Origin of the sequence: Leptospira levettii (assembly GCF_002812085.1) — a bacterium.
Lineage (GTDB): Bacteria > Spirochaetota > Leptospiria > Leptospirales > Leptospiraceae > Leptospira_A > Leptospira_A levettii.
In genome coordinates, this window is sequence record NZ_NPDM01000001.1 from 521,141 (window position 1) to 541,677 (window position 20,537).

Annotated in this window: 17 protein-coding genes; 11 read left to right on the top strand and 6 right to left on the bottom strand. The window is 37.7% G+C overall.

What is annotated here, in order from left to right; translation table 11 throughout:
- The first annotated feature begins 43 nt into the window (after positions 1-43).
- A complete protein-coding gene (locus tag CH354_RS02350; protein WP_100726137.1) occupies positions 44-259 on the top strand; it encodes a hypothetical protein in 216 nt (71 codons plus the stop codon).
- On the opposite strand, the gene CH354_RS02355 is transcribed toward CH354_RS02350, so the two are convergent.
- Both CH354_RS02355 and fliD read right to left on the bottom strand, forming a co-directional pair.
- Entirely contained in the window at positions 256-1,218 is a 963-nt protein-coding gene (locus CH354_RS02355) for a hypothetical protein (RefSeq protein WP_100726136.1), read from the bottom strand. The two genes, CH354_RS02350 and CH354_RS02355, sit on opposite strands and share 4 nt — an antisense overlap.
- The gene (gene fliD, locus CH354_RS02360) at positions 1,215-3,137 is read right to left on the bottom strand and encodes a flagellar filament capping protein FliD (RefSeq protein WP_100726135.1); all 1,923 of its coding nucleotides are present in this window, start codon (positions 3,135-3,137) and stop codon (positions 1,215-1,217) included. The genes CH354_RS02355 and fliD overlap by 4 nt, the downstream gene beginning before the upstream one ends.
- Before the next feature lie 91 nt (positions 3,138-3,228).
- On the opposite strand from fliD, the gene ppk1 reads away from it, so the two are divergent.
- The 8 genes from ppk1 (at position 3,229) to CH354_RS02400 (ending at position 14,396) form a co-directional block, all read left to right on the top strand.
- The gene (gene ppk1 / locus CH354_RS02365) at positions 3,229-5,307 is read left to right on the top strand and encodes a polyphosphate kinase 1 (RefSeq protein ID WP_238760475.1); all 2,079 of its coding nucleotides are present in this window, start codon (positions 3,229-3,231) and stop codon (positions 5,305-5,307) included.
- A gap of 10 nt (positions 5,308-5,317) precedes the next feature.
- Positions 5,318-6,730, top strand: coding sequence for an FAD-binding oxidoreductase (locus CH354_RS02370; protein WP_100726133.1), 1,413 nt, complete (start codon positions 5,318-5,320; stop codon positions 6,728-6,730).
- Positions 6,731-6,840: 110 nt separating this feature from the next.
- On the top strand, positions 6,841-7,182 hold the full coding sequence (locus CH354_RS02375) for a hypothetical protein (protein ID WP_100715713.1): 342 nt from the start codon (positions 6,841-6,843) through the stop codon (positions 7,180-7,182).
- A 256-nt stretch (positions 7,183-7,438) separates the two neighbouring features.
- Positions 7,439-7,816 (top strand): hypothetical protein, encoded by a 378-nt coding sequence (locus tag CH354_RS02380; protein WP_100715714.1) that lies wholly within the window; start codon positions 7,439-7,441, stop codon positions 7,814-7,816.
- A gap of 97 nt (positions 7,817-7,913) precedes the next feature.
- Positions 7,914-9,332, top strand: coding sequence for a TolC family protein (locus CH354_RS02385; RefSeq protein ID WP_100715715.1), 1,419 nt, complete (start codon positions 7,914-7,916; stop codon positions 9,330-9,332).
- A gap of 1 nt (position 9,333) precedes the next feature.
- Positions 9,334-10,341: an efflux RND transporter periplasmic adaptor subunit gene (locus CH354_RS02390; RefSeq protein WP_100726132.1), complete on the top strand. Its 1,008-nt coding sequence runs from the start codon at positions 9,334-9,336 to the stop codon at positions 10,339-10,341.
- A gap of 1 nt (position 10,342) precedes the next feature.
- Positions 10,343-11,092, top strand: coding sequence for a hypothetical protein (locus CH354_RS02395; protein ID WP_100726131.1), 750 nt, complete (start codon positions 10,343-10,345; stop codon positions 11,090-11,092).
- On the top strand, positions 11,085-14,396 hold the full coding sequence (locus tag CH354_RS02400) for an efflux RND transporter permease subunit (RefSeq protein ID WP_100726130.1): 3,312 nt from the start codon (positions 11,085-11,087) through the stop codon (positions 14,394-14,396). Before CH354_RS02395 ends, CH354_RS02400 begins: the two co-directional genes overlap by 8 nt.
- A gap of 71 nt (positions 14,397-14,467) precedes the next feature.
- On the opposite strand, the gene CH354_RS02405 is transcribed toward CH354_RS02400, so the two are convergent.
- From CH354_RS02405 to CH354_RS02415, 3 genes are read right to left on the bottom strand one after another with little or no spacing between them, the layout of a single operon-like run.
- The gene (locus CH354_RS02405) at positions 14,468-15,730 is read right to left on the bottom strand and encodes a porin (RefSeq protein WP_100766269.1); all 1,263 of its coding nucleotides are present in this window, start codon (positions 15,728-15,730) and stop codon (positions 14,468-14,470) included.
- Between the two features lie 33 nt (positions 15,731-15,763).
- Complete coding sequence (locus tag CH354_RS02410; RefSeq protein ID WP_100715719.1) at positions 15,764-16,165, bottom strand: hypothetical protein; 402 nt, start codon at positions 16,163-16,165, stop codon at positions 15,764-15,766.
- 20 nt (positions 16,166-16,185) lie between these two features.
- Positions 16,186-17,064 carry a ferritin-like domain-containing protein gene (locus CH354_RS02415; RefSeq protein ID WP_100715720.1) on the bottom strand — a complete coding sequence of 293 codons (879 nt, stop codon included), beginning with the start codon at positions 17,062-17,064 and terminating at the stop codon, positions 16,186-16,188.
- A 64-nt stretch (positions 17,065-17,128) separates the two neighbouring features.
- Here CH354_RS02415 and CH354_RS02420 point away from each other — a divergent pair, with 64 nt between their 5' ends.
- Both CH354_RS02420 and thiD read left to right on the top strand, forming a co-directional pair.
- On the top strand, positions 17,129-17,467 hold the full coding sequence (locus CH354_RS02420) for an MGMT family protein (RefSeq protein WP_100715721.1): 339 nt from the start codon (positions 17,129-17,131) through the stop codon (positions 17,465-17,467).
- 1 nt (position 17,468) lies between these two features.
- Complete coding sequence (gene thiD / locus CH354_RS02425) at positions 17,469-18,269, top strand: bifunctional hydroxymethylpyrimidine kinase/phosphomethylpyrimidine kinase (RefSeq protein WP_100766270.1); 801 nt, start codon at positions 17,469-17,471, stop codon at positions 18,267-18,269.
- Positions 18,270-18,285: 16 nt separating this feature from the next.
- Here thiD and CH354_RS02430 read toward each other — a convergent pair whose 3' ends face one another.
- Complete coding sequence (locus CH354_RS02430) at positions 18,286-20,349, bottom strand: sigma-54-dependent Fis family transcriptional regulator (protein WP_165780327.1); 2,064 nt, start codon at positions 20,347-20,349, stop codon at positions 18,286-18,288.
- Positions 20,350-20,537: the final 188 nt, after the last annotated feature.

Sequence of the window (20,537 nt, forward strand, 5' to 3'; positions counted from 1 at the left end):
TTTATGGCTTGTCATGTTGTGAAAGATTGCAGAAGATCGTTGGATGATTTCGTTGTCTTCCATCCTCGCCACTTTGTTCCTTTTACTTGGTTCTATTTTATTTGGATATGGACTCATCACCAATGGTGATCCCATGTATACAAAATCCTTAGGTTGGAATCTCAATTTGATTTGGGGGACTGTTGTATTTTGTGTCGGGATCTTATTTGGATTGGGGAATTGGCTTTCCAACCAAATCCCCCAAAAAGAAAAAAACTAAACGGTTACTTTCTCTAACACTAAGGATAGAAATGGTACTAACGATTCTAAAATTTCAGGAAGTTCGTATTCCAGAATATCACCCGCATATACGATATCATTTTTTTCCATCGCAGAAGCAATGTTCGAAAGAGTAGTATTCAATTGGCCGACTAAATCAGAAAGTTTTTTATCCTCAAACGACAATTCTTGCCAATTTAACTCTGTATGACGAGTTTGGATGGAAACAAGTGCCGACATAAGACCCGTTAAACGACCAACCGCATCATTTAAGATTTCTGATGCTAAATGATCTTTTCCCGATTGAAAGTTTTCATTCACTAACATAAAGTCTTTGATCACTTTGTCTTTTTGGTCTACAAATTTAGAAATGATTTCGATCAGTTCGGATTCATCCAATCGCATCACGGCAAGTCTTGTGCTTAAGTCCATCAAAAACAATTTTACATCACGAAGGTCTTCTAAAAATGATTCGATCGCCTTTGTGGAATCTAGAGCAAGTGAACCGCTGTGTAAGGATTCAAGGATTTCTTCTACGTTTTTTCCTTTTCCCATCGGTTGGATGAGGTTTAGATTGAGGTTGAGCAGTTTTGTTGTTGTGCGAATCATAGAAATGATCCATGGGATACCTTCTTTCAAATCCTCAGCTTCTTTTTCAGTTAAGGAATCACGACCCACAAGAGTAGAACCCACTTTGTCTACGTAATTATCTACTTCGACTAAGCTATCCTCAATAACATCCAATTCTTCACCAACATATAAATCCAATCGTTCTGTATCTTCAATACCAACAGAGTCAAGGTCTGACCTATTTAATTCTTTTCCATTCACTGTAAAATGGCGTAAGTATTTACCATTTGATTCGATCCATTTTTGAATTTGATCGAACACTTGGCCGAGGTTGGTTTCTCCATCCAATTTAGTATCTAATTGTTGTTCATTGATATAAATATTCATCATTCTCCACCGTTCCCTCTAAACATATTATTCTGTAAATAGTTCCCAACTGATTTGTTTTTTCCTACACCTTGTTCCATGTAGAGAAATCTTTGTTTTAATTTGGCTTCAAAACTGATTAGATGGGATTCATGTTCTTTGATTTTTTTATTATTTCCAGCAACACTTTCTTCTAAGAGTTTTACCTTACTTGTCACAATACCAGAAGCATATTGGTTATAAGGTTTTAGAATTTCGAGTAGTCGAATCCCAACTCCCTCTTCCATCTTCGCATCATTATTCGGATCAGATGCAAACAAATCTCTAACTCCATCTGGATTTTCAGATAATACAGCTATGAGTTTTTCTTGGTCAATTTGTAACAAACCATCTTGGATTTTTTCCCAGTTGGATCCAACAGCACCTGTCGAAATCCCAATGTCAGTCAATACACGAAATCCATTTTCTTTCGTAGCAGGATAATACGAGTTAGCTGTTGTTTTCAAAGAAGCAATTAATCGTAAAATTGAGTTTTCACCAGCAAGAAGCCCAGATTTGGATTTATTATCCCAAAAATCCCTGGAAATATCAGCTGCTTTAGAATCATCACTTTCTTTTTTATCAGAAATTTTTCCATTTTTTTCAACCGAAGTCACTTCTTTGGAGAACTTCATGAGATCATTATAAGCATCTACCCATTCTTTGATCAGAGCAGAACCTTTGGCATGATCTACATGGATTTTTAAAGTCACAGGTTCTTCTGTCACCTTATGCACATTAAACGAGATCCCTTCTAATACATCTGCGATTCCATCGTTGGTTTCACGAGTGATCTCAACACCATCAATTTTGATTTTGAGATCTTTTGCTTCTTGTAATACTTTTAAAGGTTCGGCAGTTCCAGGCGCTTGCGGAGTCACAAGTGTAACCGATTTGATTTGGATCGGAGTTGTCGCCGCATTCGAAACAATGATCCCTGTGAGGTTTTTATCACTCGCAAAATCACCTGCTTGGAAAATATACTTGAATTCAGTTTTGTTAATCGGAAGGAATTTGTTACGCACACTTCCTTCTTTCTCAAAACTCATCCCCATCTCCATCACAGCAGGCGCTTCTCCGATCACTTCCACTTCCAAGTAAGCACGTTCCTTGATTTCGGTAACCGCAATGGGAATTGTATAGGCAGTGTCTGGTTTTAGAAAAATTCCTTCTTCTGTTTGTGCGATTTTTTCAGTTTCTAATTCTGATTTTTTAAATTTTGATAGGTCCCAAACCTTGGCCTTCGTTCCATCCAGAGAAAGCAATTGTTTTGTATCTTCGGAAGCAGCTTTGTTTTCGCCAACAAGTCCAGCGAGTTTCAATATTCCATTGGGATCAGAAAACTGAAGTTCGTTTTTTTTGCCTGTTTTAACGGATGTTAAAGTAATAATAGATGAGTCTTTATCAATTTTGATAACGGATGTTTCGACAAGGCTACCAGCCATATTCTTAATGGCACTCGTTAGATCAGATAGACCTCCACCCGGGAATGTCACTGTCTCTTTCGATTTACCAGAATACACGGTAAAACTTCCTTCGGGAAGTCGAATGTCTGTATCAATTTCAACACCAGATAACTGGTGTTTACTTGCCATTTCAATGATTTCAAGTGCGCGATTTCCCGACTTGGCAGCACGGGATGCTTCCCCTGTGATCACTCCTTCCACAGAAGAGGACACGGATTTGGTAGCAAATGGAGCTGTAAACGAAACAAGGGCTCTGGTTTTGGTTTGTAAGTTGGTCGTTAGATTTTTGACCTCTCCCCAAATCTGAATCTGCATTTTGGCATATTCATTTTCGGTCTCCCATCGTTTGATGGGCCGGCGTTCCAATTCGACCAATTTTTTAACGATATCGTTTGTGTTTTGCCCGGTCATCAGACCCGGCATGGTGTATGCTGGCATATCGTCCCAAATCCCTCTGAATCTAGTGTCGTCGAATTCTACAAAAGGATTAGGAATTTACAGAATTTTTTCCTTCCCAAATCCTAGAATTATGACTGCTAACCCTACAGAAAAAATAGAAATGGGGAACCAAAATATCTTTTTCGACCGCGAACTTTCCTGGATCGACTTCAATTACCGTGTACTCGAAGAATCCTTTGATAAAGAAAATCCACTCCTCGAACGCCTTAAATTTTTATGCATCACTGAATCCAATTTGGATGAGTTTTTTATGGTGCGTGTGGCGGGCCTTCTCAATTTGAAAAATGCGGGAATCGAAGAAAAAAGCCTCAATGGAAAAAGAACTTCAGAAACCATCGCAGAACTTTATTCGAAAGTTGGTCAATTCGTTAAAAAACAATACGAATCTCTTGATGACATCTTAGTAGAATTAAAACAAAACAAAATTGTGGTCGTACAAGATCCAAGTGAACTTGCAGGTGATGACATTCAGTTTGTGAAAAATTATTACAAACGCGAAGTATCATCCATTCTCACTCCACTTGCGATTGATCCTTCTCACCCTTTTCCCCATATTCTCAATCGAACTTTGAATCTTGGGATCACATTGTATTCAGACGATGACAAAAACAAAATAAAGGAATTGTTTGCAATTGTTCAGGTGCCAAGTGTTTTACCTCGCTTTTTGCAATTGCCTCCAAATAATGAGTCCGATACCAGAAGGTATTTCCCTCTCGAAGAGATCATTAAACTCCATTTAGGTGACTTGTTTTATGGGATGAATGTAAAACAAATTCATACCTTTAAAATTGTAAGAGATGCAGATATCTCAATCAATGAAGAACAAAACATTGGTGACCTTCTCACCACTATGAAAAACGAATTAAAAAACAGAATGTGGGGTGATGCTGTTCGTTTGGATGTCCACTCTGGTGCAGGTCATATCAAAGAGTTACTCCGTGGTTTGTTGGAACTCGAAGAGTACCAAGTAATGGAGATCCCCACCTTACTCAGTTTAAACGATATGATGTTTTTCCAAAGTTTGGAAAAAACAAGCCATTTAAAGTATTCCTATCCAGTTCCAAAATCCGGTTTTGCAGCCAAAAAAAGTGAATCGATTTTTTCAGAAATTCGAAAAAACGATCACTTACTCCATCACCCGTATGAAAGTTTTAAATCGATAGAAGACATGTTAAAGATTGCAAGCCAAGACCCAAAAGTTCTTGCGATCAAAATGACATTGTACCGAACTTCAGGAGATTCTCCCATTATACAATACTTAGGTGAAGCAGCCGAGAATGGAAAACAGGTAACCGTACTTGTGGAACTAAAAGCTCGATTTGATGAAGAAAGGAACATCCGTTGGGCAAAAAAATTAGAAGACAGTGGTGTTCATGTTGTTTATGGAGTCGTGGGTCTTAAAATCCATTGTAAGATGTTACTCATTGTTCGTAGAGAAGAAGACAAACTAAACCGTTATGTCCATCTGGGAACAGGGAATTATAACTCAACAACTGCAAGGTATTATACTGATATTAGTTTGTTCACAGCAAATCCTGAGATCACAGAAGATGTGGCCATTCTCTTTAACACAATCACAAGTTCAGGCAAAATGCCTAGGCTCTCTAAAATTTATGCGGCACCGACATTTCTCAAGGAAGAGTTTTTACGACTCATCCAAAGAGAAACTGACAACGCAAAATCAGGAAAACAAGCTCGTGTCATTTTCAAAATGAACTCACTTGTTGACCCAGATGTGATTTTGAAACTTTATGAAGCATCCCAAGCAGGTGTCAAAATCGATTTGATTATCAGAGGAATTTGTTGTTTACGACCAGGAATTCCAGGTGTTTCCGATCGTATAAATGTTCGTTCGATTGTTGGTAGGTATTTGGAACATTCCAGAATTTATAGTTTTGAAAATGGTGGGAAACCAGAAGTGTACTTAGCTTCTGCAGATTGTATGCCAAGAAACTTCCTTCGCCGGATTGAAGTGATGTTTCCAATCTTACAAGATAAACATAAAAAACGAATCGCAAAAATACTAGAATTACTCCTCAGGGACAATACACAAGCGCGAGTATTGGAATCAGACGGAAGTTATACGAGACTCACACCAGGAGATGATGATCCTGCTGTGAATTCACAAATTGATATGGTAGATATCTAAAGGAACCAAAATGGATTTTACAAAAACAAAAACAGAACTAGGAAAACTCATTGGAGAAAAAAAAGTCATCCAAAAAAACGATGGAACCATGGATGATGCTTTATTCGATTCTTATGGAACCGATCGCACAAAAGTATACCCTCCAAATTACCAAGTTTTAGTCTTTCCTGAATCTACAGAAGATGTGGCATCTATTGTTTCGTATGCTTACCAAAATGGAATCTCCATTGTCCCATCTGGTGGAAGGACTGGTTATGCTGGTGGTGCAGTTGCAAAAGACGGAGAAATTGTCATATCAATGTCCAAAATGAACCAGGTGATGGACTTTGATCCATTTCTTGGCACCTTACACATCCAAGCTGGGATGATCACAAAAAATCTTCACAAAGAAGCTGAAGAAAGAGGCTTTTATTTCCCAGTTGATTTTGCAGCGACTGGATCAAGCCATATCGGCGGAAACATTGCAACAAACGCTGGTGGTGTTCGAGTTGTACGGTATGGACTCATCCGAGATTGGATCTTAGGACTAACTGTTGTTACTGGCAAAGGGGAAGTATTTCGTTTTAACGGAGAAATATTAAAAAACAATACTGGATATGATCTAAAACATTTATTCATTGGTTCGGAAGGAACTCTTGGTATCATCACAGAAGCAGTTGTCAAACTCACCAAACCTCCTAAAGACATTCGTGTGATTTTTTTGGCAGTCCCAGAATACAAAAACATCTTAGAGATTTTCAAAGAAACTCATAACTTCGATTTACCTTTGTTAGCGTTTGAATTTTTAACTGATTACTGTTTGGATAAAGTAAAAGAACACTTAGGTGTTCCAGACCCATTCCAGGCACCTAGCAAGTATTATGTGCTAATGGAATTCGAAGTCAATAATGAAACCGATGAAGAAAAACTCTATTCCATTTTAGAATCCATCACGGAAAAAGAACTCATCACTGATGGTTCCATTGCCCAAAACTCAAGGCAAAACGAAACCTTTTGGAAGTATAGAGAAGGGATTTCGGAATCACTTTCTCTTGCGTATACGGTTCACAAAAATGATATCTCCCTCCCACTCCGAAATATGGAGGCATTTTTAGGAGAAATGACTGCCCTTCTTTCCCAAAAATACCAGGGATTTTCCATTGCCCTTTTTGGTCATATTGGAGATGGGAACCTTCACCTAAACATAGTGAAACCAAAAGACCTCTCGGATGAAGAATTCTTCAAACAATGCAAACAAGTGGACCCTGAGATGTTCCAACTCATCCAAAAATTCAAAGGATCCATCTCTGCTGAACATGGTATTGGTCTCCTCAAAAAAGATTATTTGGGATTTTCACGTTCCCAAGGGGAATTGGACACCATGAAGGCAATCAAATTGGCTTTTGACCCCAAAGGGATTTTGAACCCTGGGAAAGTGCTCTAAACAGAGACAAACCACTTCGAATGGATATTTTTTTTGGTCGTTCTGCTTATTTGGTAAGCAATGGCCAAAAAAATGCTAGATTTTAATCAGAGATGGTCTAAACTGTAACTATGTTCAGAAAGATTACAAAAATCGTGGGAGTCACTCTCCTAACAATCTCTCTGGGCAGTGCATTCCTTTCGGAAGAAAATGTTTTGGTACGCACTCGCGGGGCAAAATCCAGCCGAGTGACAGGGAAATCCCAACTTTCGGGATCTCACTTCCTTGTGAGCCAAAATACAACTTCAGAAGAAGGGACTGGCACAAAAGATTTAGAAGACATCCTCACTTGGAATGGAAAGGGAATCACTGGATTTTGGGCCTTCGCAGTCACCCAAGATGCATCTGAATCCACTCAATGGAATTCAAAGCTCCTTTCCTACCAATATCTAAATTTACCTCCACCCGTATAACTCCTCTCTACCGCTTTAACCTGTGTCCCGTTAGGGGCACAGGATGTTTTTATTATTCCATTAGAATTGTTTCTCATTTGCCAAAACTCAACCGACTGTACCAGAGTGGTTTCGCGCTCTGGGCAGTCTTTTTTTTGCATTCTTTTTCGTCCCATCCACTAACGATTGCGCAGAATGTGAAATCCATTGCACATTCATTAGAATCACCTCCCATTTTAAGATTGAGTACAGAGTTCGATAGGAATACGTGGACATTATGACGGGGAACTGGTCAAACAAACTGATTGCATTGCTACTTGTGGCAACCGTAGGTTTCCCATTTGATAGCACATCAGACGCTGTTTCCCAATATTTTGAAGCAAACCTCCAACACATCAAAAAATCCTATGCCAATGCCTTGGAAACGCCTGAGGACACAGCGATTGACTTACCTCAGATCACTTCGATTGATGATAATGCAACACTCAGTCGCACAAGAGCTGACTTTTTAGATTTTATCAATGATTATAAGAATTATGATCTCTCAGATGATTTAATCATTTCTTACTTTGACTTACTTTCTATCGGGAAATTGATTCCCAACTTACTTTCTTCTCTACTTCTCAACATTCCTCCCCCTATTTCTCTCGCTTAAACCTTATTCGGCACTTACGAATCCGGAAGTAGACCACCTAACAAGTAAGGTATACCTGTATTCGTTGCACTCAAGAATTTTAAAAATTTGGTAACTTATGAACGTTTATTACAAAATCGGCATCTACCTTTCGCTTCTCTTTGTGACATCCATTCTTTCAGAAGAAATGAAAGTCGCACAAGCAAGTGAGGCTCTCAGGAGACAACTAACGGATGAAAACCCAAGGACTTCCCTTGGATCTAGTTTGTACCCAGATGACCAAAAATATACCAGAGACATTGATTTAGAAACCGCTGAATCCTTGTTATGGAAAAACAACTTACTCCTCATCGCATCACGTTTCCAAATCGATGTTAAAAAAGCTGGAATTTTACAAGCAGGGTTATATGCAAACCCTAACATTGCTATTGACCAAAGTATTTATGCGGAACCTACTCAAAGGTATTTTGATACAACTCGTTCGGGTCAATCTGTTGTCCAAGTACAACAAGTATTTTTGCTAGGTGGAAAAATTGATAAACGAGTAAAAGTCGCAGAACTCAATGCGAAAATTTCTGAACAAGAATTTTATGACTTAACAAGAGCACTCATTACAAAACTCAGAAGGACTTTTTATACAATTTATTTCTATAAGAAGGCTGTGGTTTTTTATGACCAAAGTATTGCTTCCATCGAAAAAACAGTAGAGTCTTCCGAACTTGCTTACAAACGAAGGGCTCTGTTACAAGCAGAACACTTACGCCTTAAAGCATTATTATTCTTTCTGAAAAAAGAGAGAGAAGACTTAGCAATTAAAGTCTACGAAAGAGAAGCTGAATTAAAAGTACTACTCAATGATGATATGTATCGAGATGCTAGGGTTGAATTTTCTCCTAAAATCAATGAAAAACAATTAGATTCCATTGTACCAAATAATGTAAAACTCGAAGATTTAGTTGAGATTGCTCGTGAGAATCGACCTGACCTTAAAAAAGCATTACAAACATTACGTTATGAAGAAGCAAATCTAGAACTCCAATACGCAAATGCAATTCCTGATTTATCCTTTGGTCCTGTATATAACAGAGGTGGAACAGCATTTCAAAATTATTGGGGGGTAACTGCACAGTTAACAGTTCCATTATTTGATCGTAACCAAGGGAATATCCAAGCAGCAGAAAAAGCAATTTTAGTCCGTAAACAAGAACTAAAGAACAATATCTTAGAAGTGGAAAACGAAGTAGCGGTTGCTTACCAATCGGCTCGTATCAAAGACGCTTTATACAAACGATTCATCGATGCTTATATCAAGGATTACGGGAGTTTATCTTTGGATATGATTATGAGTTATGAAAAGAAATACATCACGATCCTAGAGTTCGCAGACTTCTTTGAAACATACCGATCAAGTGTTGTTGAGATGTTAAAACTCCAAACTGATCGTATGGAAGCCATTGAAAATGTAAATTATGCAGTGGGAAAAGGAATCTTCATCCCCAAGTCCGAAAACCAAACTTATCCAAAATCTGAGGAATAAAATGTTAGTTACCTTAAAATCGTTAAATCAAAAAGCAAAAATCCTCCTGATTTCTGGAGTTGTATTAATTGTTATCGCTGTTTTGTTTTTGGTGTTTTCCAAAAGTGCAAAACCTGCTCACAAACATCCTGAAAAAGCTGAAGTATTTGATGATGGATTGCGAATTGAATTTAAACCCAATAGCCCAGGCCTTGAGATCGTTAGATCAACAGTCATTGGTGGTGGTGGAGAGTTTGTAAGTTTAGAAGCACCTGCAAGGCTAATTGCTTCCACTTCTCCTTCAGTGAGTAATGGAGCAAGAATCATTCTCTTCGAATCAGCAGAGTTAAACGATTTGTATGTTGGTTATGTCCATGCAAAAAACAAACTCCACAGGTCCAATAAAAACCTAAATCGTATTAAGGATATGTTTGTTCACCGAGTTGCTACAGAAAAAGACTTGGTAGAATCTGAAACTGATGCTGGAAACGATGCAGCGGAACTTGCAGAATTCGAAGGAAAACTTCGTGCGCAAGGATTAAATCCAAGTGAGTTAAGTACTGCAGGAAGTTTAAAGGCATGGATCATTACGGATGTTCCTGAATCTCAAATTTCTACCTTAAAAAAAGGAAGAAAGGTAAAAGTGGTTTTTGCCTCCTTCCCTGACGAAGAGTTTATTGGAACAGCAGAAGCCATTGGGGATAACGTAGACCCATTAACTAGAACTGCAAAAATGCGTATCATCGTAGTGAACGAAAAATACAGATTAAAACCAGGTATGTTTGGTGTTGTAAAATTCCCTGAACAAACTGGTGGAGATAGTGTTGTATTACCTTATACAGCAATCGTAACTGTTGAAGGTAAAAACTACGTGTTTGTCGAAGAAAAACCATTAACATTCAAAAGACGTGAAGTTGTTTTGGGAATCTCAACAAAAGAACGAGTGAATATTATCGAAGGACTTTCTCCTGGTGAAAAAGTAGCGATTCAAGGTTCCATATTGTTAAAAGGTCTCAGTTTTGGTTTCTAAGATGAAGCATATAATCCTCAGTCTTTTATTTCTTTCTGTACTAGGAACTAATTTATATTCTCAATCTTCTCCTTATCCAAAAGATAAAAATGGGAATGAAATCAAACCGGAATGGACTCCTTCTAAACCCAATGAATCTGCATTTGGTGACGATGAAAAATTGGATCAAAATAGTTTAGATGAAAAACGATTACCTAAATCGACTAATTTTTGGGTTTATGGTGCCTCGATTGGTTCTCCTGCGAGTATAAATTTTAATTTAGGTTATTACTGGAAAGACATCGTATTACGAGGGTCTGGTGGTGTATGGGGACCACAATGGAAAGGTGGCCAAATCGATTTAGGTTATACCTTCTGGAAAACACCTGTAATCACTCACAGTATCTCAATTGTAGGTGGTTATTTTGAAGTAAATCCATTTGCTCCCGAAGTGGGCCGTGGTGGTCAATCCTCATACCCAACAGGAGTCAATATTCCTGGATACAATAGAAGAGATCCAACACAGGAAGATTTGCTCATTCGTTCCTATATTAACTCCATCGATTCCAATGTGGCTACGTATCTCGAATACGAAAGTAGAGAGAGACAAAGAGTTCATTTAACTCAAAGATATATTGGAGTTACCTACGACTTTTTACTTGGAAACTTCTTCCTACAGTTAGGTGGAGGAGTTGGACAAGGCGATTATAGAAACCCTCAGCTTTTGCTACAAATGGGTTACCTCTTCAATACGAGGGAGTATCATGATTAAAGATTTTATTGAAACAGCACTTAAAAATCGAATTACCACAATTATTGCAGCAATTGTTGCTGTATTATTTGGAATTTGGGCATGGATAGACATTCGTAAAGAAGCATATTCCGACATCGCTGACACACAAGTTCGATTGATTGCTAAATTTCCTGGGAAAGCAGCAGTAGAAGTTGAAGAAAGGGTAACTCTTCCCATAGAACGCGTATTAAACGCTATCCCGAAGGTTGCGGTGCGACGTTCAAGAACGATCAATGGTCTCGTTGTATTCCAATTTGTTTTTGAAGATGGAACTGATGATTATTTTGCACGTATGAGACTTATGGAACGTGTCGCGGATGCTGACATTCCAGAAGATGTACACCCTGCATTAGGACCCATGAGTTCACCTGTGGGTGAAATTTATCGATATGTTTTAGAATCTTCCGAGAATCACACCCCAATGGAATTACGAACCATCCAAGATTGGATTGTGATGCCAAAAATGTTACAAATTCCTGGGATTGCGGATGTTGTTACGTTCGGTGGATTACCCAAACAATATCATGTTGTAACGTCACCTGACAAACTGATTCGTTTTAAATTAACAATCGGTGATGTGATCAAAGCTATTCAAGAGAATAACTTAAATACTGGAGGGAATTTACTCCTCCAAGGGGAACAAGGTTTTCCTATCCGTTCTCTTGGAGCCATTCGGGATCCTAAACACATTGAAAACATCGTAGTAAAAACTGTGAATGGAGTTCCTGTTTTTATCCGTGATTTGGGTTCGGTCGAAATTTCTCATCCGATTCCAAGTGGGGTTTTGGGTTATACAGTCCAAAACGAAGAAGAAGGTTTAATTGATGTTGACTCATCTGTCCAAGGTTTGGTGGCGATGAGACGATGGGGTGATCCCAATGAGATGGGTGAACGTATCCGTGAAAAAGTCAAAGAAATCAATGAAAACTACCTTCCGAAAGGAGTTCAACTTCGTAACACTTATGACAGAACAGATCTAGTAAATTATACTCTTCGAACAATTGGAAAAACATTGGTTGAAGGTGTTGTTGTCGTAAGTTTAGTTTTAATTTTCTTTATCGGAAGTGTTAGGGCAAGTCTTGTCGTTGTTGCAACAATTCCATTTGCGATGTTGTTTGCATTTTTACTCATGAACATGTCTGGAATTCCGGCAAGTTTACTTTCGTTAGGTGCAATTGACTTTGGTATTATCGTTGATGGTGCCGTCATCATGGTGGAAAATATCATGCGACGTTATCGTGATGCCACACCTGAAGAAAAATCACATGGAATCCTCGCATTTACAAGAGATGCTGCATCTGAAGTTGGAACAGAAATTCTATTTTCTATCTTAATCATCATCTTAGCATATCTTCCAATATTCTCGTTTGAACGAATCGAAGGTCGATTATTCAAACCAATGGCGTTTACGATTTCCTTTGCGATATTAGGAGCACTCATCTTCGCAATGGCAGTGATCCCTGTGATCATGTCGATCATCTATAAACATTATTTTGAATCGGCAAATCCAGGACCAATCGAATGGCACAATCCATTTTATGATTGGATCGAAGGAAAATACAAAAACCTCATTGAATTCATTGTCAATCGTTCGAAAAAAGCAGTTCGTTATACTTTCAGTGTTGTGACCATCTTCTTAGCCATTGGTATGTTTACCTTGGGAACGGAATTTTTACCAGAAATGGACGAAGGTGGATTTAACATTCGTATCTTTTTTCCAGTAGGGATTTCACTTCCAGAAGCTCGCAAGTTTATGCCAAAGATCAGACAAACGATCTATAAAAATGAACAAGTCAGCGTAGTCATTTCCCAGTTAGGTAGGAATGATGATGGAACAGATCCACTTCCACCAAACCGACTGGAAGTATTGATTGGTTTAAAAGACTATAATAAGTGGAAAGAAAAGATCACCAAACAAGAATTATTACTCAGAATGAAAAATGATCTGGAAGCCACTTTACCAGGTGCAAGGATCAGTTTTTCGCAACCGATTATGGACAACTTGTCCGAAGCAATCATGGGTACAATTGCCGACCTTGCAGTGTTTGTTTCAGGAAATGATTTAAAAATCATGCGTGGGATCGGTAATGAAGTTTTAAAAGAAATCAAAGAAATGAAAGGTGCCAGTGAATATGGTATCGAACAAGAAGCGGAAAGTCCTCAGTTAACAATCAATATCAATCGCGAAGCTGCTGCACGTTTTGGTATCAATGTAATCGATATCCAACAAATGATTGAAGCTGCGATTGGGATGCAAAGAATCAGCACTTTGTATGAAGGTCCTTCCGACATTCCGCCAAAAACTCCTGCACGTTTTGGTATTGTTGTTCGATTTTCAAAAGATTACCGTGCATCAAAACAAGCGATTGAGAATATGCCAATCATCTCTCCCAAAGGAGAAAGGATCCCATTATCACAGTTAGCAGATATTGAAGTGATTGATGGACCAACAATGATCTTCAGACAAGAAGGCCGCCGGGTTGTTACGGTTAGAACAAACATTCGAGGTCGAGACCAAGGTGGATTTGTTTCTGAACTCCAAAAACGTGTTAAGAAAAAAATCAAACTACCAGACGGTTACGAAATCCGATTTGGGGGACAATACGAAAACCTTTCAAGGGTAGGGAAAAAATTAGCAATTGTCATCCCCATTACAATCCTCATCATATTCGGAGTATTGTATTTGTTGTATCGTAACTTAAAGTATGTTTATGTTGCACTTGCATGTATTCCTCTTTCCTTACTTGGAGGAATTTATGCATTATTACTTCGAGGGTATTACTTCAACGTATCAGGTGGAGTTGGTTTTATTTCACTCTTTGGAATTGCAACCATGGCAGGGGTATTATTCGTTTCAAGAACCAACCATCTACTCATAGAAGAACCAGATATCTCAACGAAGGCAGCAGTTAAAAAAGCTGCAGTCATTCAGTTACGTCCAATGCTTATGACCATGTTACTTGCGTTACTCGGATTAATTCCTGCAACTTTGGGAACAGGAGTAGGATCAGACGTACAAAGACCATTGGCAACGGTGATTGTAGGTGGATTATTTTCCGCTATGTGCCTCGTTTTAACCATCCTACCTTCGCTTTACTTAGTTGTAGTTGGGGAAAGAAAACCAGATGCAAAAGAATTAGAAGAAATGAGTCACAAAAAACACATTCCATTTCTAGATTTTGTGAACGAACTGAGTGAAGAACCTTTAGAAGAAGATGATGACGATAATGATTCTCCTTCCAAGAAGAAGAAAAAACCCTCTAAAAAACGGAAAAAGACTTAAATAGAACTTATCATAAAAAAGTAAGTAGAGTGTAGAACTAACCTCTGGAAACAATTTCCAGAGGTTTTTTTTTATATCCTAACTGTTGCCGCGACCACAAACAATCGCTCTACTCTAGTCCTTTTGTTATTATCTGTTTCAAAAACAGGATCCATCGATTCTCTTTGGATGGCTTCGAAACGTAAAAGTCCAGGTAACCAATTTAATAAATCAAAAGTGATCGTATATCCATTAGTTAAAAAACCATTTCTGGTATATGTTGGTGCTAACACTTGTTTTGGATCATAAAATCGTTCTAAACGTAAACTAAGCCTAAAAATATCTTCATACCGAAAACTTGTCCAAAAAGTGCCGTGATACCATTGGTTATAAACTCTAGACTCCCTGCTGATATACATTGGCAAAACAGGATTGATTTCTTTCCACCATGGTTCATAGGATAAAGATTCTTTTGTCTTTTGTGCTCCAATGTCCCCAGACATAGCAAATGACAACCAATCTAAAACTTTCCATTCTACAATTGTATTATTGTATAACCTGGTTTGTTTTCGTTCATAGTCTGGTGCTTCATTTCCTACAAATTGATTCGCTGTTAGAATCAAATTGGGAGTAAATTGGTATTTAAATTGAGTTCCTACAGATTTATCTTTGTTTTGATCGGTAATGTTTTGCCATCCATTCATCACATGAAATTGGAATTGGAATTTTTCACTAAACTTAGTTGTTACTCTGACTCCTGAAGAGTAATAAGGAACATAGTCGAGTGCCATTGCTCTCGTATAATTCCAGTTATCTGAAGAAATCCAAGATTCATGCCCTATGTGACCGAAGTAAATTCCAGCATCTAACCAAGTGTTTTTAGTTAACTTAAAACCAACGTATGCTTCTTGGATGTGTTTAACTGCATTTTGATTCGAACTTAATTCTCGGTTACTTTCTGCAGCGTAATTTGTATTCACTGAGGTCCCAAATTGTAATGCAATTCTACCTCGGATTTTTTCTTCCTGCCACTTTGCATCGACAAAACCTAAATTGATATTAAACTCATCATTCCTTACCGCTTGTGTTGTATAAGCTCGTTCTTTAGACCGAGGATGATTCGCGTTATGCGAATAATAAGTATCAACAAAGGCACCAAATTTTAAACTTTTGGGTAATACAATATGATTGTCTTGATTTTGATTGGCTGAATCGTTTTGATTCTTTTGAACAATTTGATTTGTATCTTTGTTTGGATTTGTTTCATTCGTGTCCTCAGCAAATAAATTTCCTGAAAAGAGGAAAATAAAGGCAAGAATGGAAAGTAATGAAAGAAATTGATTCCGTGTTGGCATGTAAATCCGCCCATCACGAGCGGAGTTTAAAACTTATTTCTTAAGAAGTTCTTTGATCTCTTTTGGAAATGGTAGTAACTCTTCAGGAACTTGGATTAACTTTTTACGATAATTCTTTTTGTACTCTTTCTTAAACTTTGTATGGCAAGATTTACAAGTTTCATCTGGTTTTCCAACAGCAAGTTTAGAATCGATGATTTCTTTCCATTCTGCTTTTTGGTCTTCTGGAGCCATGTCTGGAACTTTTGCGAGAATTTTGTTGAGATAATCAGCATTATCCTTTTTGTCATACAACTTCGTCGCTGGTTTTGTATACTCTTCCATAAAATCATGGAGATTCATCTCTGTGACTGACTTTGCTTTTTTTTCAGCATTTAGTACAAACCCGAAAGAAACAAAACCCATCAAGATACTCAAAAGTAATTTTAATTTCATATCTACCTTCTTGCGAAATTCTAAAGTCGATTGGAAAGAGAATCAAGTCTGTTTTTACGCATCAGTTCTGATCCAAGACCAAATTTTTTGACTGATTCGAAATTGACCCGGCCAGTGTATTCATCCTCATAATGGGACAAATGGTTCACAAAATTTTGGTCCAAACCTGCCAGGTATCGTGTTTCTGGAAAAAACAAATATCCTTTTGCTCGTCTTGGAGTGAATGGAAATTGAATGAGAGTCAGGTAATGTTCCCAAGAGTTTTTTTCGGGAGGAATTGATTTTTCAAAAGCACGCACTCCTCTTTTGACGTGTTTCACTTCATCTTCGAAAATGATGAGCATAATTTCGGCAGTTTTTACATCTCCAAAATAGGAGAATACTTTTGCATATATTTGCGAATAATCTAAGTTAGCTCCTTCAAAAGACAAAGACATAACTGCTGAAAATGACTCTATTGTTTGAAACTGTTCCAACTGTTTCCAAAAAATATAATTTAAAGGGATATCTCCAAATTGAACACCAAAATCATTCATCCTGTTGATGTACAATTTTAAATGCGTTTGTTCCTCTTCGATTGTTTTGACCCAACCATTTCGGATCGATTTGGGAGCATTTGGAAATGCTAAGATTGCCCAAGCAAACAGTTCAATTGCCATAAGTTCATGGTTTGCGAAATGATGGAGAGTAAGTCCTTTATTGGATTCTAAATTCAAATGTTCAAGTCTTGGAATTTTCACTTTTTTATCAGAAAACTGAATCAGCTGATTCCTTCCAGGTTTTTGAATGCGAAGAGGTATTTCTTCAAACTCCTCTTCCCAATGTTTTGAAGGAGGAAGTAATTTATCTTCCAAATTTGGAGCAAGTAACAGATGTTTTGCGTATTCGGAAAGTTTCATACATTGATACCAAGAAAATGGATTTACAAAAATCCAAATTCAATGATAGATAAATCCAAATTCAATGACCACTTCCAATTCGAAAAGTCCTAATTTTTACGAATCCGTTTACAATATCGTAAAAAAAATCCCAAAAGGAAAAGTGACTACGTATGGACACATCGCGTTATTACTAGGTAACCCAAGAGCCGCCAGAGCCGTTGGCTACGCATTAAATTCACTCAAAAAAGATAGGGAGTCCAAAATCCCATGGCAAAGAGTGATCAATCGCCAAGGGAGGATTTCGTTTAAAGGAGATAGTTTTCGAGCCGATTTACAAAAAAAAATCTTACAAACAGAAGGTGTTTTCTTTGATTTAGGTGGTGATCAATTGGATTTTGGCAAGTACGGATGGTTTCCATAAAATGAAAAAAGATTTCCCAATCACACTCACAATTGCTGGTTCGGATTCGGGTGGTGGCGCAGGAGTCCAAGCCGATCTCAAAACCTTTTCATCCTTAGCGACATTTGGAACCACCGTATTTACTTGTTTAACAGCTCAAAATCCTGATGGTGTTACAGGGATTTATGAAATCTCTCCTGATTTTGTTTCTTCACAACTACAAGCTGTTTCCAATTATTTCCCAATCAAATCAGCCAAAACAGGAATGTTATATTCTAAAGACATCATTAAAGTCGTTGCGACATTCTTTTATGAGAATCCAGACATACAATTGGTTTTGGATCCTGTCATGGTGGCAACGAGTGGTGCCAAACTATTAAAGGATGATGCAATCCAATCTCTCATCGAGGATTTAATTCCATTATCGAAGGTAATCACACCCAACCTCGACGAAGCTTCTCTTTTGTTAGGTGAGACAATCAACCAATATGATCAATTAGTGCCAATGGCTAAAAAATTATACCAAAAATTCAATGTGCCTATTTTGTTAAAAGGTGGTCATTTGCCAAAGGCTAGTGAAGCAACTGATGTTTTATTTGATGGAAACTCTGTTTACGAATTTTCAAAAACTTATCTTAAAGACAAACATACTCATGGAACTGGTTGCACTTATTCGGCAGCGATCACTGCCTTCCTGGCTCATGGTAAAAATTTAGCAGAGGCTGTTGGTTCTGCGAAAGAATACTTACACTTAACACTGGAAGATGATATTGTGACAGGTCCCATCCATCATTTAAATCATTTCCCAGAACCAACAAATTAATCGACTCAATATCATTTTAATACTCGATATTGAGTTCTTTAATTTTTTTATCCAATGTGTTACGATTAATGCCTAAAAATTTTGCTACTCTCGTTTTGGTGTAACGAAACTTTTTCATTGCATATTGGATCAAACGAGATTCAACTTCACTCACTACAATTTCCATTGCTCGTCCATCCAATCCATCAAGTTGTCCTGAAGTCAATCGACCAGATCCTAAATCCAGTGGTTCCATTCCAGAAACTGATTCAACGTGATTTGTATTGGATACTTCTACTGTACTTTCAGGCAACTCTTCCATATTCGATAGAATGTCAGAAAAATCTTCTTCATTCAATATCTCGTCTTGCGCAAGTACGACAGCACGTTCGATTACGTTTTCTAATTCTCTCACATTACCAGGCCATCTGTATTTAAGTAATAATCTGGATGCTTCTCTTGAGATTCCTTTGATCGCTTTATTATTATCTTTTGTGTATTTTTCTAAAAAGTGATTCATTAGAAGTGGAATGTCTTCTACTCGATCACGAAGTGGTGGAGTATTAATTTTAACAACATTCAATCGGTAAAACAAATCCGCTCTGAATTTTTTTTCAGCAACTAACTGTTCTAATTCGGCATTTGTTGCCGCAATGATCCTTACATCTACTTTTTTTGCTTTTGTAGACCCAATCGCTTCAATCTCACGTTCCTGTAAAACACGCAGTAACTTCGATTGTAAATTTAAATCCATTTCACCTATTTCGTCTAAGAAAATTGTACCTGTATCGGCGAGTTCAAACTTTCCTTTTTTATCAGTCACAGCTCCTGTAAAGGATCCCTTTTTGTGACCAAACAATTCACTTTCTAGTAGATTTTCAGGTATTGCTGCACAATTGATTTTGATAAATGGATTTTCTGAACGAGAACTATTGTAATGAATCGCATTTGCTATCATTTCTTTTCCAGTTCCAGATTCTCCAGTAATGAGAACAGAAGCCCTTGAATCAGCAACTAGTTGGATTTTTTCAAACATCTTTTCCATACTCGCAGCTTTTCCAATGAGTGATCCAAATTTATATTTATTTTTGAGTTCTCTCTTTAATTGGATATTCTCTCGAGAGATTTCCTTTTTAGCTTCTTCCACAAGATTTTGAATTTTAATCGATTGCGAAATGATTGATGCAACAACTTGTAAAAAATCTAAAAAAGATTTTAAATCAGTATGTTTATTTTGTACAATAAAAGCATTCACTACCCCAAGCGTGGTTTGTTCACTTAATATAGGTGCGCACAATAAACTTACGTTATGTGGATCATGTTTAAAATGAGACAAATAACCAACTCGATTTAAAAAATCAGGATGTGATGCAACCGATTCAATGATGATTGGTTCTCCTGACTCATATACTTTTCCCGTGATTCCTTCACCAGGTTGGTAGGTGCCTTTTTCAATTTCTTCGGGAGATAATCCAGATGCAGCAACAATGCGTAGTAATGCTTCTTCTTTATTGAATAGGACAATACTACCCTTCTCCAAACGAAGTGATTTTTCCATAGTCACCATAATGGAATCAAACACTTCATTTTGGTCGAGTGTGGAACTGACAACTTTAGAAATTTCGATGAGGGTTGCTTGGATTTTGGTTCGTTGTTCTAAGGAACGAATGGTTTGTAAGTTTTTAAAGATCTGACCCGCTTGGTTTGCAAGGACACTCACAATCTCCAACATATCTGGTGTAAACGCATTCAATCGATTGGAATCGAGTGAGATCACTCCAATGATATCGTCTTCAACAATCATAGGAGCCACAAGTTCTGATTTAATTTCCTCTTTGACCTGAATGTAATCTGGATCTTTGGAAACATCGTTTACCAATTTTGCCTTTCCAGTGGAAGCAGCCATCCCCGTAATCCCTTGGCCAATCTTCAATTTGGTCTCCCTGAGTAATTGTTGGTTCATACCACGAGAGGTAACAGCATCAAGGACACTCTGCTTTTCATCGATGAGCATCAGTGACCCCGATTCTACCCCACAAATTTGAATGCAACGGTCCAAAATGAGTTCCAGTAGACCGTCAGGGTCCTGGGTGGAATTCATTGCCGTGGCTACTTCGTGGATGGATTGGATCGGATTGAATTTTTTCGCGCTCATAGGTTTTGCTCTTTGTTATTACGGATTGCTGGAAAGGAACACAGATTCAATTTGCTTATTTTCTCATCACAATGTACGGTAAGCAAACAATTAATCGATTTTTTCAACATTTCACTTGCCTTCCTTTCGATTTC

What these genes read in the sequence shown, in the direction of transcription:
- CH354_RS02350 (WP_100726137.1), top strand. Translation starts at nt 44, where the DNA reads ATGATTTCGTTGTCTTCCATCCTCGCCACTTTGTTCCTTTTACTTGGT.
- CH354_RS02355 (WP_100726136.1), bottom strand. Translation starts at nt 1,218, where the DNA reads ATGATGAATATTTATATCAATGAACAACAATTAGATACTAAATTGGAT.
- fliD (WP_100726135.1), bottom strand. Translation starts at nt 3,137, where the DNA reads ATGCCAGCATACACCATGCCGGGTCTGATGACCGGGCAAAACACAAAC.
- ppk1 (WP_238760475.1), top strand. Translation starts at nt 3,229, where the DNA reads ATGACTGCTAACCCTACAGAAAAAATAGAAATGGGGAACCAAAATATC.
- CH354_RS02370 (WP_100726133.1), top strand. Translation starts at nt 5,318, where the DNA reads ATGGATTTTACAAAAACAAAAACAGAACTAGGAAAACTCATTGGAGAA.
- CH354_RS02375 (WP_100715713.1), top strand. Translation starts at nt 6,841, where the DNA reads ATGTTCAGAAAGATTACAAAAATCGTGGGAGTCACTCTCCTAACAATC.
- CH354_RS02380 (WP_100715714.1), top strand. Translation starts at nt 7,439, where the DNA reads ATGACGGGGAACTGGTCAAACAAACTGATTGCATTGCTACTTGTGGCA.
- CH354_RS02385 (WP_100715715.1), top strand. Translation starts at nt 7,914, where the DNA reads ATGAACGTTTATTACAAAATCGGCATCTACCTTTCGCTTCTCTTTGTG.
- CH354_RS02390 (WP_100726132.1), top strand. Translation starts at nt 9,334, where the DNA reads ATGTTAGTTACCTTAAAATCGTTAAATCAAAAAGCAAAAATCCTCCTG.
- CH354_RS02395 (WP_100726131.1), top strand. Translation starts at nt 10,343, where the DNA reads ATGAAGCATATAATCCTCAGTCTTTTATTTCTTTCTGTACTAGGAACT.
- CH354_RS02400 (WP_100726130.1), top strand. Translation starts at nt 11,085, where the DNA reads ATGATTAAAGATTTTATTGAAACAGCACTTAAAAATCGAATTACCACA.
- CH354_RS02405 (WP_100766269.1), bottom strand. Translation starts at nt 15,730, where the DNA reads ATGCCAACACGGAATCAATTTCTTTCATTACTTTCCATTCTTGCCTTT.
- CH354_RS02410 (WP_100715719.1), bottom strand. Translation starts at nt 16,165, where the DNA reads ATGAAATTAAAATTACTTTTGAGTATCTTGATGGGTTTTGTTTCTTTC.
- CH354_RS02415 (WP_100715720.1), bottom strand. Translation starts at nt 17,064, where the DNA reads ATGAAACTTTCCGAATACGCAAAACATCTGTTACTTGCTCCAAATTTG.
- CH354_RS02420 (WP_100715721.1), top strand. Translation starts at nt 17,129, where the DNA reads ATGACCACTTCCAATTCGAAAAGTCCTAATTTTTACGAATCCGTTTAC.
- thiD (WP_100766270.1), top strand. Translation starts at nt 17,469, where the DNA reads ATGAAAAAAGATTTCCCAATCACACTCACAATTGCTGGTTCGGATTCG.
- CH354_RS02430 (WP_165780327.1), bottom strand. Translation starts at nt 20,349, where the DNA reads ATGAATTCCACCCAGGACCCTGACGGTCTACTGGAACTCATTTTGGAC.